At 66.0% G+C, this 12,591-nt stretch carries 13 protein-coding genes; 9 read left to right on the top strand and 4 right to left on the bottom strand.

The genetic code is table 11. From position 1 onward, the window contains the following. Positions 1–62 precede the first annotated feature (62 nt). The 4 genes from DK847_RS18955 (at position 63) to DK847_RS18945 (ending at position 2,630) form a co-directional block, all read left to right on the top strand. Complete coding sequence (locus DK847_RS18955) at positions 63–1,463, top strand: FGGY-family carbohydrate kinase (protein WP_111200122.1); 1,401 nt, start codon at positions 63–65, stop codon at positions 1,461–1,463. Positions 1,464–1,595: 132 nt separating this feature from the next. After that, positions 1,596–1,733, top strand: coding sequence for a hypothetical protein (locus DK847_RS20730; protein WP_161957379.1), 138 nt, complete (start codon positions 1,596–1,598; stop codon positions 1,731–1,733). Positions 1,734–1,821: 88 nt separating this feature from the next. Then, entirely contained in the window at positions 1,822–2,190 is a 369-nt protein-coding gene (locus DK847_RS20725; RefSeq protein WP_161957378.1) for a hypothetical protein, read from the top strand. Further along, positions 2,187–2,630, top strand: a complete 444-nt coding sequence (locus DK847_RS18945; protein ID WP_111200120.1) for a VOC family protein — start codon at positions 2,187–2,189, stop codon at positions 2,628–2,630. Before DK847_RS20725 ends, DK847_RS18945 begins: the two co-directional genes overlap by 4 nt. Here the strand turns inward: DK847_RS18945 and DK847_RS18940 are convergent. Next, the gene (locus tag DK847_RS18940) at positions 2,575–3,180 is read right to left on the bottom strand and encodes a GNAT family N-acetyltransferase (protein ID WP_161957377.1); all 606 of its coding nucleotides are present in this window, start codon (positions 3,178–3,180) and stop codon (positions 2,575–2,577) included. The two genes, DK847_RS18945 and DK847_RS18940, sit on opposite strands and share 56 nt — an antisense overlap. A gap of 219 nt (positions 3,181–3,399) precedes the next feature. Here DK847_RS18940 and DK847_RS18935 point away from each other — a divergent pair, with 219 nt between their 5' ends. The 4 genes from DK847_RS18935 to DK847_RS18920 all read left to right on the top strand — a co-directional run bounded on the left by DK847_RS18935 (position 3,400) and on the right by DK847_RS18920 (position 6,979). Continuing rightward, positions 3,400–4,899 carry a CoA-acylating methylmalonate-semialdehyde dehydrogenase gene (locus tag DK847_RS18935; RefSeq protein WP_111200118.1) on the top strand — a complete coding sequence of 500 codons (1,500 nt, stop codon included), beginning with the start codon at positions 3,400–3,402 and terminating at the stop codon, positions 4,897–4,899. Positions 4,900–4,948: 49 nt separating this feature from the next. Next, a complete protein-coding gene (locus tag DK847_RS18930; RefSeq protein ID WP_111200117.1) occupies positions 4,949–5,242 on the top strand; it encodes a hypothetical protein in 294 nt (97 codons plus the stop codon). A 24-nt stretch (positions 5,243–5,266) separates the two neighbouring features. Then, positions 5,267–5,881: a GNAT family N-acetyltransferase gene (locus DK847_RS18925; protein ID WP_111200116.1), complete on the top strand. Its 615-nt coding sequence runs from the start codon at positions 5,267–5,269 to the stop codon at positions 5,879–5,881. A 162-nt stretch (positions 5,882–6,043) separates the two neighbouring features. Continuing rightward, a complete protein-coding gene (locus tag DK847_RS18920; protein ID WP_111200115.1) occupies positions 6,044–6,979 on the top strand; it encodes a tyrosine recombinase XerC in 936 nt (311 codons plus the stop codon). Between the two features lie 5 nt (positions 6,980–6,984). Here the strand turns inward: DK847_RS18920 and DK847_RS18915 are convergent, their stop codons facing one another. Further along, positions 6,985–8,568 (bottom strand): hypothetical protein, encoded by a 1,584-nt coding sequence (locus tag DK847_RS18915; protein ID WP_146256193.1) that lies wholly within the window; start codon positions 8,566–8,568, stop codon positions 6,985–6,987. A 297-nt stretch (positions 8,569–8,865) separates the two neighbouring features. Between DK847_RS18915 and DK847_RS18910 the strand changes: the two genes are divergently transcribed. Continuing rightward, the gene (locus tag DK847_RS18910; protein ID WP_111200150.1) at positions 8,866–10,194 is read left to right on the top strand and encodes an NAD(P)/FAD-dependent oxidoreductase; all 1,329 of its coding nucleotides are present in this window, start codon (positions 8,866–8,868) and stop codon (positions 10,192–10,194) included. 236 nt (positions 10,195–10,430) lie between these two features. On the opposite strand, the gene lpdA is transcribed toward DK847_RS18910, so the two are convergent. Continuing rightward, positions 10,431–11,819: a dihydrolipoyl dehydrogenase gene (gene lpdA, locus DK847_RS18905; protein ID WP_111200113.1), complete on the bottom strand. Its 1,389-nt coding sequence runs from the start codon at positions 11,817–11,819 to the stop codon at positions 10,431–10,433. An 11-nt stretch (positions 11,820–11,830) separates the two neighbouring features. Continuing rightward, entirely contained in the window at positions 11,831–12,580 is a 750-nt protein-coding gene (locus DK847_RS18900; protein ID WP_111200112.1) for an SDR family oxidoreductase, read from the bottom strand. Positions 12,581–12,591: the final 11 nt, after the last annotated feature.

Raw genomic sequence — 12,591 nt, 5'->3', positions numbered from 1 at the left:
AGGTGATTGACGCCCATGCAGCGAATGCGAGAGAGTGCCGCAAAAGAATTGGAACGGGCGGCATGGGGCAGGACGGGTTGCGCGGCATCGCGGTGGTGGACGTGGGTTATACCAACACCAAGATCGCGCTGTTTTCAAAGCATGGCGAGTTGCTGGCCGAGCGCAAGGCGCCAAGCCTGCACCTGCCCGCACCGCCCTACAGGCACATCGACCCGGAGCCGATGGTGGCGCTGTGCCGGAGCGCCCTGCCGGAGCTCGACGCCATGCTGCCCATCGACGCGATCGTGCCCACGGCGCATGGCGCGGCCATGGCCTGCCTCGATGCGCAGGGCGATCTGGCGCTCCCCGTGATGGACTACACGAGCGAGCCCCCGGCGGAGATCGTGGCCGAATACGAGAAGATCATGCCGGGCTTCGACGAGGCGCTGTGCCCGCTGCTGCCCATCGCGCTGACCCACGGGCTGCAGCTTTACTGGCAGCAGCGGGCCTGGCCGGATGCGTTTGCCAGGGTGAAGACGCTGCTGCCGTGGATCCAGTATGTCGGCTTTCGCCTCAGCGGTGTCGCGGTGACCGAGATTTCCTCGATGGCCTGCCAGACGCATCTGCTCGACATCCGTGCGCAGGCGCCGTCCAGTACCGCGAAGCAGCTGGGCTGGGACCGGCTCTATGCGCCGCGCGCCAGGGCATGGGAGACGATCGGCACGCTGAAGGAGGAGTTCCGGGGCCCAAGCTTTCGCGGCGAGGGCCGCGTGCTCGGCGGCGTGCATGACTCGACGGCCAATTTCATGCGCTATGTCTGCGCGGGGCTTGACCGCTTCACGCTGGTGTCCACCGGAACCTGGAGCATCAGCTTCGATCCCTCGACCAGCGTCGACGTGCTGGACCCCGCACGCGACACCAACACCAATACCGACGTGCTGGGCCGCAATGTCTGCTGCAGCCGCTTCTTCGGCGGCATGGAATTCGCGGCGGTCGCCAATGGCGCCCCGGCGGAGGCGGCAAGCCTTGCCTGTGTTGCGGCGCTGGTGGCACGCGGGACTTGCGCCGTGCCGTCCTTCACCATGACCAGCGGGCCGGTGCCCGACTCGCTCGGCAAGGGACATGTGACGGGGCCGGCGGCGGAAAGCGCTGAGGAGCGCGCCTCGCTCGCCGCGCTTTATTGCGCGCTGATGGTGTCGGAGCAGCTTGATGCCATCACCTCGAAGGACGACATCATCGTCGATGGGCCATTCTCGCAGAACCCGGTGCTGCTCGCCGTGCTGGCGCAGCTGAGGCCGGCACAGAGGGTGAAGGCCTCCACCCTGCGCGACGGCACCACGGCGGGTGCGGCGGCACTGGCCATGATCGAGGACGGGACGCTGCCGACGATCGCCATCCGGATGGCCGAGGTGACGGCGGCGGAAGTCGCAGGCCTTGCGGAATACCAGGCAGCGTGGCGGAGGAAGGCCTATGGGACGAGGTGAGTGGCACTGCGTGCCTGCGCTCTCTCCCTCATCATCGCCGGGCTTGTCCCGGCGATCTTCTTGGGGCCGCGGAAAGGATGCCCGGGACAAGCCCGGGCATGATGAATGGATGCGTGACGGAGACGACGTGACATGAAACCCTGCCTCGCGGCGATCACCGTAAGCTTCGACCCCTATGCGGTGGGCGCCCATGCCGAGGGGAGCTATAGCTGCTTCTTCACCACCAGGGGCGTGAAGGAGCCGGCGCTGCCGGGCGCGCCGCTTCCCTAAAATGTGACCAGCCCCGCACAAGGCCGGTTAACCATCCGAAAAGGCATCGAGCGCAGGATGGCGTCCGGTTTGTTGCGTGAGGTGTTCCATGTCGGACGAGTCCTTCACTCTCGTGTCTCCCGGCTACCGGCCCCAGGCGGGGCGGCTGGCCTTTGCCATCGGCGCCAGTCTCGTGGCCGAGATGGATGACGACGACCTGGCCCAGAGCTGGCAGGCCGCCGAGGAGCTGACCGCGCTCGAGGCGGCCGAGCTGAGCGAGGCTGCCGCACTGCACCTCATGGAACTGCTGGACGAGGGGCTGCCCGCGGCCGACCTGTCCGAGGCGGTGGCCGATGCCGCGGTGGTGTTCCTCATCGCCATGAAGCGCCACGGCATTGCCGACCCGAAGCGGATTCCCGCCTGCGCCGTGATGTGGAACTTGCATGCCGAGCGGGCGAGTGTTCACATCGCTTCATGAAGAAGCGACCTGCCGACAAGACACCACCCGTTTCCGCCGCGGATTATGGCCGGGCCCTGCGCGGCATCGGCTTCAACCTGCTGGTCACCGACGTGGCACGCGCCGTCGGCTTTGCAACCGAGGTGCTGGGCGCCACCAGCTTCTATGACGACGCGGATTTCGCGGCGCTGCGCTGGAACGGCCAGGACTTCATGTTCCACGCCGACCACGCCTATCGCGACAATCCGCTGTCAGGCATCGTCGCCGGGCTCGAGGCGCGCGGGGCTGGGGTGGAGCTGAGGCTCTATGGCTGCGACCCGGACGTGGCCGAGGCGAGGGCGCGGGAGCTGGGCTTCACGGTGCTGGCAGGCAGCATCGACAAGCCGCACGGCCTGCGCGAATGCATCATCCTCGATGACGACGGATACGCCTGGGTTCCGGCTGTGGCGCTGACGCGATAGGCGACCAGTCGAAGACGGCGGTCACGAAATCACTGGTGTCATGCATCGCCTCGTCGAGGAGCGAGACGGGCGTGGGGGCGGGCGCCTCGATCTCGCCCAGGGCCTCGCCATGGTCGATCTTGAAATGCGCGCCGAACTTCTCGCCCAGGCGCTGCATGGGCTGGTTCTCGCGGGCGCAGATCATGTGCAGCTGGTGGATGGCGCGGTTCTGGGCGGCGGTGATGATGCGGTCCATCAGCACCGAGCCCAGCCCATGGTGGCGGTGCGCGGTCTCGACCACGAAGGCGGCTTCCGCCATCTCGTCACCCACGGCATGGAGCGAGCGGAGCTCGGCGGAGGCATACATCTCCGGCCCGACGAAGGCGCCATAGATCACCGTGCCGATGCGGCGGGCGGTGTCGGCATAGGCGTTGAGGAAGTTGTCGTTGACGGGGGTGCCGAAGCGGAATTGCCGGGTCTCGGGGTCGAGCCTCAGCAAGTGCCGGCGGAAGCTCTCCGTCTCGATCGGCCAGAGCTTGCGGATGCGATATTTCTGAAGGTGGCGGTGCATCGGCTTCGAGTCCTGCCTGAACTTAATTTCGTCCGGCGAAATTAAGAATATGGTGCAGTGCAGTAAAAATCCAATGAATGATCCATGCGGTTTACGCATGGCTCTTCGCGGGTGCAGCAAAACTCGCCCTGGCATCACCGCGGTTGCAGGGCTGACCCTTGCTGAGGGGGCGCCCGGCTTCTAGGTTGCGCCACCCATTCAGACTGGCAGGAGGCCTTCATGGTCAAGGAGATCGGACATTTCATCGGCGGCAAGCATGTGAAGGGCAGCTCGGGCCGCTTCGCCGATGTCTTCAACCCCAATACCGGCGAGGTCCAGGCCCGGGTGGCGCTGGCGTCGCCCGCCGAGCTTCGCGCCGCGGTGGAGAACGCCAAGGCGGCCCAGCCCGATTGGGCGGCCAAGAACCCGCAGGTGCGCGCCCGCGTGATGATGAAGTTCCTCGAACTCGCGAGGACCCATGCCGAGGAGATCGCCACGCTGATCTCGATGGAGCACGGCAAGACCATTCCCGATGCGCTGGGCGACCTGCAGCGCGGCGTCGAGGTGGTGGAATTTGCCTGCGGCATCCCGCATCTCCTCAAGGGCGAATACACCGACGGGGCCGGTCCCGGCATCGACATGTATTCGATGCGCCAGCCGCTGGGGCTAGCGGCCGGCATCACGCCGTTCAACTTCCCGGCCATGATCCCGCTGTGGAAGGCCGCACCGGCGATCGCCTGCGGCAATGCCTTCATCCTCAAGCCCTCGGAGCGCGATCCGTCCTGCCCGATGCGGCTCGCCGAACTCTTCCTCGAGGCGGGACTGCCGCCCGGCATCTTCAACGTCGTCAACGGCGACAAGGAAGCGGTCGACGGCATCCTGGACGATCCGGACATCGCGGCGGTGGGCTTCGTCGGCTCGACGCCGATCGCGCATTACGTCTATTCGCGGGCCACCAACAACGGCAAGCGCGCGCAGTGCTTCGGCGGCGCCAAGAACCACATGCTGATCATGCCTGACGCCGACATGGACAAGGCGGTGGATGCGCTGATCGGCGCGGGCTATGGCTCCGCCGGCGAGCGCTGCATGGCGATCTCGGTCGCGGTGCCGGTGGGCGAGGCGACGGCCAATGCGCTGGTCGAAAAGCTCATCCCGCGCGTCGAGAAGCTGAAGGTGGGGCTTTCCACCGACCGCGAGGCGGATTACGGCCCGCTGGTGACGAAGCAGGCGCTGGACCGCGTGGTCGGTTACATCGATCAAGGCGTGAAGGAAGGTGCGACGCTGAAAGTGGATGGCCGCGGCTTCAGGATGCAGGGCTACGAGAAGGGCTTCTTCCTCGGTGGCACGCTGTTCGACAACGTGACGAAGGACATGAAGATCTACAAGGAAGAGATCTTCGGCCCCGTGCTCTCGGTTGTCCGTGCCAAGACCTATGACGAGGGACTGAAGCTGGTGAACGACCATGAATATGGCAACGGCACCGCAATCTTCACGCGCGACGGCGACACGGCGCGCGACTTCGCCTCGCGCTGCCAGATCGGCATGGTGGGCATCAACGTGCCGATCCCGGTGCCGCTCGCCTACCACACCTTCGGCGGCTGGAAGCGCTCGGCCTTCGGCGACCTGAACCAGCACGGGCCGGACTCGGTGCGCTTCTACACCAAGACCAAGACGGTGACAGCGCGCTGGCCTTCCGGCATCAAGGAAGGTGCGCAGTTCTCGATCCCGACGATGCGCTGAAGAAACAGGGGCCCCGGAACTCCGGGGCCCTTTTCCTGTTGGAGACGAGATGACGCAGCATTCCCCCTTCGAGATGGGCCTGTCCTCCGCCGAGGTGATCGCCAGGCGGCTTCCCGGCCTGTGGTGGGGCATGTTCGCGCCCAGCGCGTCGTCGCAGGCGGAACTCGTCAAGATGGTGGTCGAGAAGCAGATGGCCTTCGTGGAAGGCTGCGTGGCGGTGCAGACCGAAATGTTCAAGATGATGGTGTCGCCGATGGATGGTTCGCATGAGCGGTTCATGCAGGCAGCGCTGGGCCCCTCTGTAAAGCGCGTGAAGGCCAACCTGAAGCGCTTGCGGCGCTAGGGCTTTCGCTCCTATTGATCGGCCATGGCTGACCTTCGCAAAGACCCGCTGCCCGTGGGCTATCACCCGCTGCCCCCGGGCCACCTCGCCAATGTGGTGACCTGCCTCGAGATGACGGCGAGGCCGGCGCTGCGGCCCGCGCCCGAGCAGGGCTTCACGCTCGCGCGCATGGGCGCCGCCGACACCGGCCGCTTCCGCAACCTGTTCCGCGCCATCGGGCAGGACATCATGTGGTTCTCCCGCCTGATGCTGGAAGAGGAGGCACTCGCCGCCATCATCGGTGACGCAGATGTGCAGTGCTTCGCGCTGGTGAAGGACGGGCATGACGTTGGGCTTCTCGAACTCGACTTCCGGGAAGACGGGCAGTGCGAGCTGTCGTTCTTCGGCGTCGTGCCTTCCGCCGTCGGCGGCGGCGCGGGGCGCTTCCTCATGAACGAGGCGCTGACGCGCGCCTGGGCCCAGCCCATCACCCGCATGTGGGTGCACACCTGCCACTTCGACCACCCGGCCGCACTCGGCTTCTACCAGCGTTCGGGCTTCCGGCCCTATGCGGTGATGGTGGAAGTGCATCCGGATCCGCGGCTGACGGGGCAGATGCCGAAGCACGCCAGCCCGCAGGTGCCGCTGATCGGAGGGTGATCTCCGCTCCGGCTCTCACCAGCGCCGGGCGTGACCCGGCGACCCTTTTGCCGCCGCACGAAGGATGCGCGGGCCGGGCGCGGGCAAAGTGCGTGGGTGTGCGGCAGCGCGGCTCCGCCGGGTTAACAGCTTGCTAATGCCCGGACCTTAGCCTTCCACCCCATGTCCGACTTCGCCACCAGCCTTGCACCCGATGCCGCTGCCGCCGTGCAGGGGTGGCTGGCGAGCCTCAAGTCCGAGCGGCGGATGTCGGCGAAGACGCTGGAGGCCTATGCGCGGGACCTGGGGCAATTCGCACGGTTCCTCGCCGACCATCTGGGCACGCCGCCGTCGAACCGCGACCTCGCCCTGCTCACCGTCTCCGATTTCCGCGCCTTCATGGCCAGGCGGCGGATGAATGGCGTCGAGAGCCGCACGCTGGCGCGGCAATTGTCGAGCCTGCGTTCATTCTACCGGCATGCCGAGAAGACCGGGCTGTTCCGCAACCCCGCCCTCTCCGCGCTCCGCGCGCCCAAGCTGCCGCATGCGGTGCCGAAGCCGCTGTCGCCCGACAAGGCGAAGGAACTGGCGAAGGCCGACACACTGGCGGGTGACGAAACCCCGCGCTGGGTGCTGGCGCGCGACCAGGCGGTGCTGACGCTGCTCTACGCTTGCGGCCTGCGCATCTCGGAGGCCCTGTCGCTCACCACGGCGCAGGTGGAGCAGCCCACGCTGACCATCACCGGCAAGGGCAACAAGACGCGGCTCGTGCCGCTGCTGCCGGCGGCGCGGCAGGCCGTGGCGCTCTACCGCGAGCTCTGCCCCTTTGCGATGAAGCCCAATGAGCCGATGTTCCGCGGGCAGAAGGGCGGGCCGCTGAACGCCCGCAACATCCAGCTGCTGATCGCGCGGCTGCGCGGCGCGCTGGGCCTGCCGGACACGGCAACACCCCATGCACTGCGCCACTCCTTCGCCACGCATCTCCTTGCCAATGGCGCCGACCTGCGCGTGATCCAGGAGCTGCTGGGCCATGCCAGCCTCTCCACTACGCAGGTCTACACCGAGGTGAACCGGGCGCATCTTCTCGAGCAGTATCGCAAGGCCCATCCGCGGGCGTGACGCCTCTACTGGAACAGCTGGTCGAGGTCCTTGGTGGTCTGGGTACCCGACTTGAACTCGAGCTTTGCTTCCTTGATGACATGCGCAAGGTAGGCCTGCAGCAGCAGGGCGCTATCGACGGAGAAGTTCACGCCATCCTGGAACGCGCCCTTGTTGAGCTGCAGTCGGCCTGCCGTCGCGCCGTCCTCGTAGATCAGGAATACCACCTCGGTGGACGACTTGCCCTTCTCGCCATTCTGGTGCTCAGCGGGGCACTGCTCGACGGGAAAGCAGATCACACGCTTTGCATAGATCTTGCGGATCTTGTTCTCATGCGCCACCGTCGAATTCTTGCGCAGCTTCACTAGGGCGTTGCGGATGTTCTCAAGCTGGTCGAGATTCACCTCGATCAGGTCGCGCGTCGTCTCGTTTTCCGCGGCCGGATCGACGAGTCTGAAGTTGAACATCAGCTCACCGACATTCGTGACCTTGGGCTCGAGCCAGAAGACGCCCTGTTCCCTGGTGCCGGGAATGTAATAGGGCACCTTTGGAAAGACCTGCGATGCCTTCCGGGCAGTCATGTAAAGGTCCTTGTCGTTGGGTTTGACCGAGGTGAGATAGACCTCGAACCGGGCGTTCTCCGCATCATACTTCTGTTCGAGCTCGTCGATGTGGCTGGCTATGGCGGCGATGGTTTCGTCCAGCGTCAGCTTGTCATCGGCATCGGTCGCGCGGGTCAGTTCGTCCTTCTGCTCGGTGAGGACCTTGGTGAGAATCGCGATCTCGGCGCTGAGTTCGCCGATCTGGCGGTTCACGGCATCCGCATCTCCCACATCGATGCTGACAGTCGTGCCATTGGCCGCGACCTGGGTTGCCTGCGGCGCGGCTGCGGAGGCTTCATCTGCCGCAGGCTGCGGTTGTCCGGAGGCCTGGGCACCGTTCACCTGCACCTGCACCACCGTGGTGCTCTGGCTGAGATTGCCCTGCGCAACCAGCTTCGCCTTCTCCGGATTGGTGGCGGCGAGGATGATCATCTGCTGGCGCATCATCTCGAGCTGCTCGATGGACTTGGTGAAGCCGGAGAGGGTGATGTCCATGGTGGCGAAGGCACTGGCGAAGCTCGCCTTGTGCGCCGGTTTCAGCTGCTGCTCGAGCGCGATCACCTGAACGTCGTCGACAAGCAGGCCATTTTCCCGCACATCCGCCTGCAGCACCGCGAAGGCGTGGCCATCAACCACGACGGAGAGCGGCACGACGCTGTTCAAGGCGGCGGGCGGCACGAATGTGCTGGGACGCACGATCAGCACCGGTTCGCCCTTTTCGCCGTAGGTGAACGTGACCCCTTCGCCATTGCTCACGCTCATGCCGCCAGACGGCGTGGGCATGGCCATCCACGGAACCGCGGCGACGGCGGCGGCGCGGGGCGCCTGCTTCTTGCGCGTGGGGGAGGTGGCCGGCTTGCTGCGCCGGGCACGCGGCGCGCTGTAGGAGCGGTTGCTCATCGCGGCGCCGATGGCGCCCCCGACGAGACCGCCCACAAAGGCCGCACCTGCGTTGCCAGCCATGGCCTGGTCCGCCGACACCAGGGACATCAGGGATATCGCGATCATCAATGACTTCTTGCGCATCGTCGCCTCACGTGTTCCGGGGAGAAGCCCCTCTCCCACCTGCCTCTTCCTCCCATGGCATGCCGTCCGCCGCCGTGAGCTAAGTCAAAATTGCTTATTTAATAAGTTGAATATGAGTTGGCCGAGCCGAGTTTGGGTTGTGGTTTGGCCGGGACCGGAAATCCCGGTTGCGGGTGCGGCGCTGCTGCGCCTGATGCAAGGCAGATCTGGCGGTACGGTGGTTTGCGCGGTCCGGCGGCGCTGGCTAGTATCCACGTCCCACAACCTTGAGTGAATGCCGTGCCCGCCATCAAACGTGTCGTAACCGATTCCCGCCTGCCGAAGACGGCCGATGTCTGCGTCATCGGGGGCGGCGTTGCCGGGGTTTCCACCGCGCTCGAGCTCGTCGAGCGGGGGCTCGACGTGGTGCTGCTGGAGAAGGGCGAGATCGCCGCCGAGCAGTCGAGCCGGAACTGGGGCTGGTGCCGCCAGATGGGGCGTGACCCGCGCGAGATTCCGCTGATCCAGATCTCCATGGCGATCTGGGACGGCATGGACCAGCGCGTCGAGGGCCAGACCGGCTTCACCCGCTGTGGCATCCTCTATCTCTGCGAGGACGAGAAGCAGCTCGCCGCCAAGAATGACTGGTACGAAAAGAACGCCAGGCCCGCAGGCCTTGCCACGCGCATGATCGGCGCGGCGGAAGCGAATGAGTTGCAGCCCGGCTGCACGAAGCCATGGAAAGGCGCGCTTTATACGCCGAACGATGGCCGCGCCGAACCCTTCGTCGCCGTGCCGCTGATGGCGGAGGCCTTTCGGCGCAAGGGCGGCAAGCTCTTCACCAATTGCGCGGTGCGCGGGCTCGAGACGAAGGCTGGGCGTATCTCGTCGGTCGTCACCGAGAAGGGAGCGATCGCCTGCGACACGGTGGTGCTGGCGGGTGGTGCGTGGTCGCGGCGCTTCTGCCACAACCTCGGCATCGAGCTGCCGCAGCTCACCGTGCTCAATTCGGTGATGCGCACGGAGCCCATCGACACGGGGCTGACGCGCACCTGCTCCGGCGGCGGCTTCACCTTCAGGAAGCGCATGGATGGCGGCTACACGGTGACGGACAACCACTTCTCGGTCGCCGACATCGTGCCGGACAGTTTCCGCCTGTTCCGCGAATTCCTGCCCGCACTGATGCTGGACTGGAGCGGCCTGCGGCTGCGCCTCGGCAAGCGCTTCATCGAGGAAGCGAAGCTGAAGCGGCGCTGGGCGCTGGACGAAGTCTCGCCCTTCGAGCAGGTGCGCATCCTCGATCCTGAACCGGTCAACGAGGTTCTGGACAAGGCCGCGGCGGCACTGAAGGAATACTATCCCGTCTTCAAGCCGATGAAGATCGCCGAGCGCTGGGGCGGGGCGATCGATGCGGTGCCGGATGCGGTGCCGATCATCTCGAAGGTGGAGAAGCTGCCGGGCTTCCACCTGTGCACCGGCTTCTCGGGCCACGGCTTCGGATTGGGCCCGGGCGCGGGACGGCTGATGGCGGAGATCGTGACGGGCGCGAAGACGTGCGTGGACCCGTCACCCTTCCGCTATACGCGGTTCTTCGACGGAACGAACCCGCGGCCGACGACGGGGCTGTAAGTTCCATTCATCCATCCATAACTGCCGTCATCCCGGCGAAGGCCGGGATCCAGCTTTGGGTCGACACATGCTGAGTTCACTTCGCCCGGGCTTGACCCGGGCGTCCTTTTTCGCAGGCAGTGAAAATGATGCGCGGATCAAGTCCGCGCAAGGTGAGGGCGGAGAGGCGTACAGAAAGCTGGGCCCCGGCTTTCGCCGGGGTGACGGTCATAAGGTAGCGTGACGGCGCGCCGCGACTACGAATGAATCGCCCGGCCCGCCACCGCGAGGGCCGCTTCCTTCACGGCTTCCGACAGGGTGGGATGCGCGTGGCAGGTGCGGGCGAGGTCTTCGGCACTGCCGCCGAACTCCATCAGCACTGCGGCCTCGTGGATCAGCTCGCCCGCCATGGGGCCGACGATGTGGACGCCGAGCACGCGATCCGTCCTGGCATCGGCCAGAACCTTCACGAAGCCGTCCGTCGTCTGGTTGGCCTTGGCGCGGCCATTGGCGAGGAAGAGGAACTTGCCGGCCTTGTAGTCGACACCTTCCGCCTTGAGCTCCTCCTCGGTCTTGCCCACCGCGGCGACTTCCGGTGAGGTGTAGACCACGCCGGGAATGACGCCGTAGTTCACATGGCCCGCCTGTCCGGCGAGGATCTCGGCCAGTGCGATGCCCTCGTCCTCCGCCTTGTGGGCCAGCATGGGGCCGCGGATGACGTCGCCGATGGCATAGATGCCCGGCACGTTGGTCTGGAAATGATCGTCGACCTCGACGCGGCCACGATTGTCGCGCTTCACGCCGACCTCGTCGAGGCCGAGGCCTTCGGTGTAGGGCGTGCGGCCGACGGCGACGAGCACCACTTCGGCCTCGATGTTCTCGGGCGTGCCGCCGGCGGCGGGCTCCACCGTGAGCGTCACCTTGTCCTTGGCCTTCACCGCACCGGTGACCTTGGAGGAAAGGTGGAAGCTGAAACCCTGCTTCTGCAGCATGCGCTGGAAGTTCTTGGCGACGTCCATGTCCATGCCCGGCAGGATGCGGTCGAGATATTCGATCACCGTCACCTTTGAGCCGAGGCGCGCATAGACGGAACCGAGCTCGAGGCCGATGACGCCGGCGCCGATGACGGCAAGCGAGGCGGGAACCTTCTCCAGCACGAGGGCGCCGGTCGAGGAGACGATCTGCTTTTCGTCGACGTCGATGCCCTTGAGCCTGGCGACGTCCGAGCCGGTGGCGATGATGATGGACTTGGTCTCGATGGTCTCGTCACCGACCGTCACCTTGCCGGGACCGGCGATCCTGCCGTGGCCACGGAACACGGTGACCTTGTTCTTCTTCAGCAGGAAGTCGATGCCCTTGGTGTTGCCGTCGATGGCCTCCTGCTTGAAGCCCATCATCTTCGGAAAGTCGATGGCGGTCTCGGCCTTGATGCCCATCTTGGCGAAGCTGTGCTTCGACTCGGCATAGAGCTCGGACGCGTGCAGCAGCGCCTTGGAGGGGATGCAGCCGACGTTCAGGCAGGTGCCGCCATGGGTGGCGCGCTTCTCCACCACCGCGACCTTGAGACCGAGCTGTGCCGCACGGATGGCGCAGACATAGCCCCCGGGGCCGGTGCCGATGATGGTGACGTCGAACTGGTTCGCCATTTTCGTGTTCCTTAGCAGCGCCCGCCGGCGACGGGGATGATGGAGCCGGTGACATAGGAAGATTGCTCGGAGCACAGCCACATGATGGCATCCGCCACCTCGTCCGCCGTGCCTTCGCGCTTCATCGGGATCGCGTCGCGCATCATCTTCACGCGGCCGGGGATGCCCGACGAGTCATGGATCTCGGTGTCGATGATGCCGGGGCGGAGTGCATTGACGCGCACGCCCTCGGCGGCGACCTCGCGGCCGAGCCCGATGGTGAGGACGTCGATCGCCCCCTTGGAGGCACCATACTCGACGCCGAGGCCCGGTGCGCCGTGATAGGCGGCGGCCGACGACATGTTGACGATGGAGCCTCCGGTGCCGCCATGCTTCGTCGACATGCGCTTCACCGCCTCGCGGGCGCAGATGATCGCACCGAAGGTGTTGATGTCGAGGATGCGGCGGATGCGCGCCGTGGTCATCTCGTCCAGCCGGTTCTGCTGGTCCATGACGCCGGCATTGTTCACGAGGACCTTGAGGGGGCCGAGCCTGTCGGCTGCGGCGAAGAGGGCGAGGATGTCGGACTCCAGCGCCACGTCGCCCTTGACGGCGACGGCCCTGCCGCCGGCCGCGGTGATGGACTTCACCACCTCGTTCGCGGCGGCCTCGTTGGCGGTGTAGTTGACGACGACGGTGTAGCCCGCCCTGCCCAGTTTCAGCGCCGCGGCGCGGCCGATGCCGCGGCTGCCGCCGGTGACGATGGCGATGTTGTCTGTCATGTCGCAATGCT

The sequence above is a fragment of the Aestuariivirga litoralis genome (assembly GCF_003234965.1).
In the GTDB taxonomy this organism is placed as follows: domain Bacteria; phylum Pseudomonadota; class Alphaproteobacteria; order Rhizobiales; family Aestuariivirgaceae; genus Aestuariivirga; species Aestuariivirga litoralis.
This window is presented reverse-complemented; position numbering and strand designations above follow the sequence as displayed.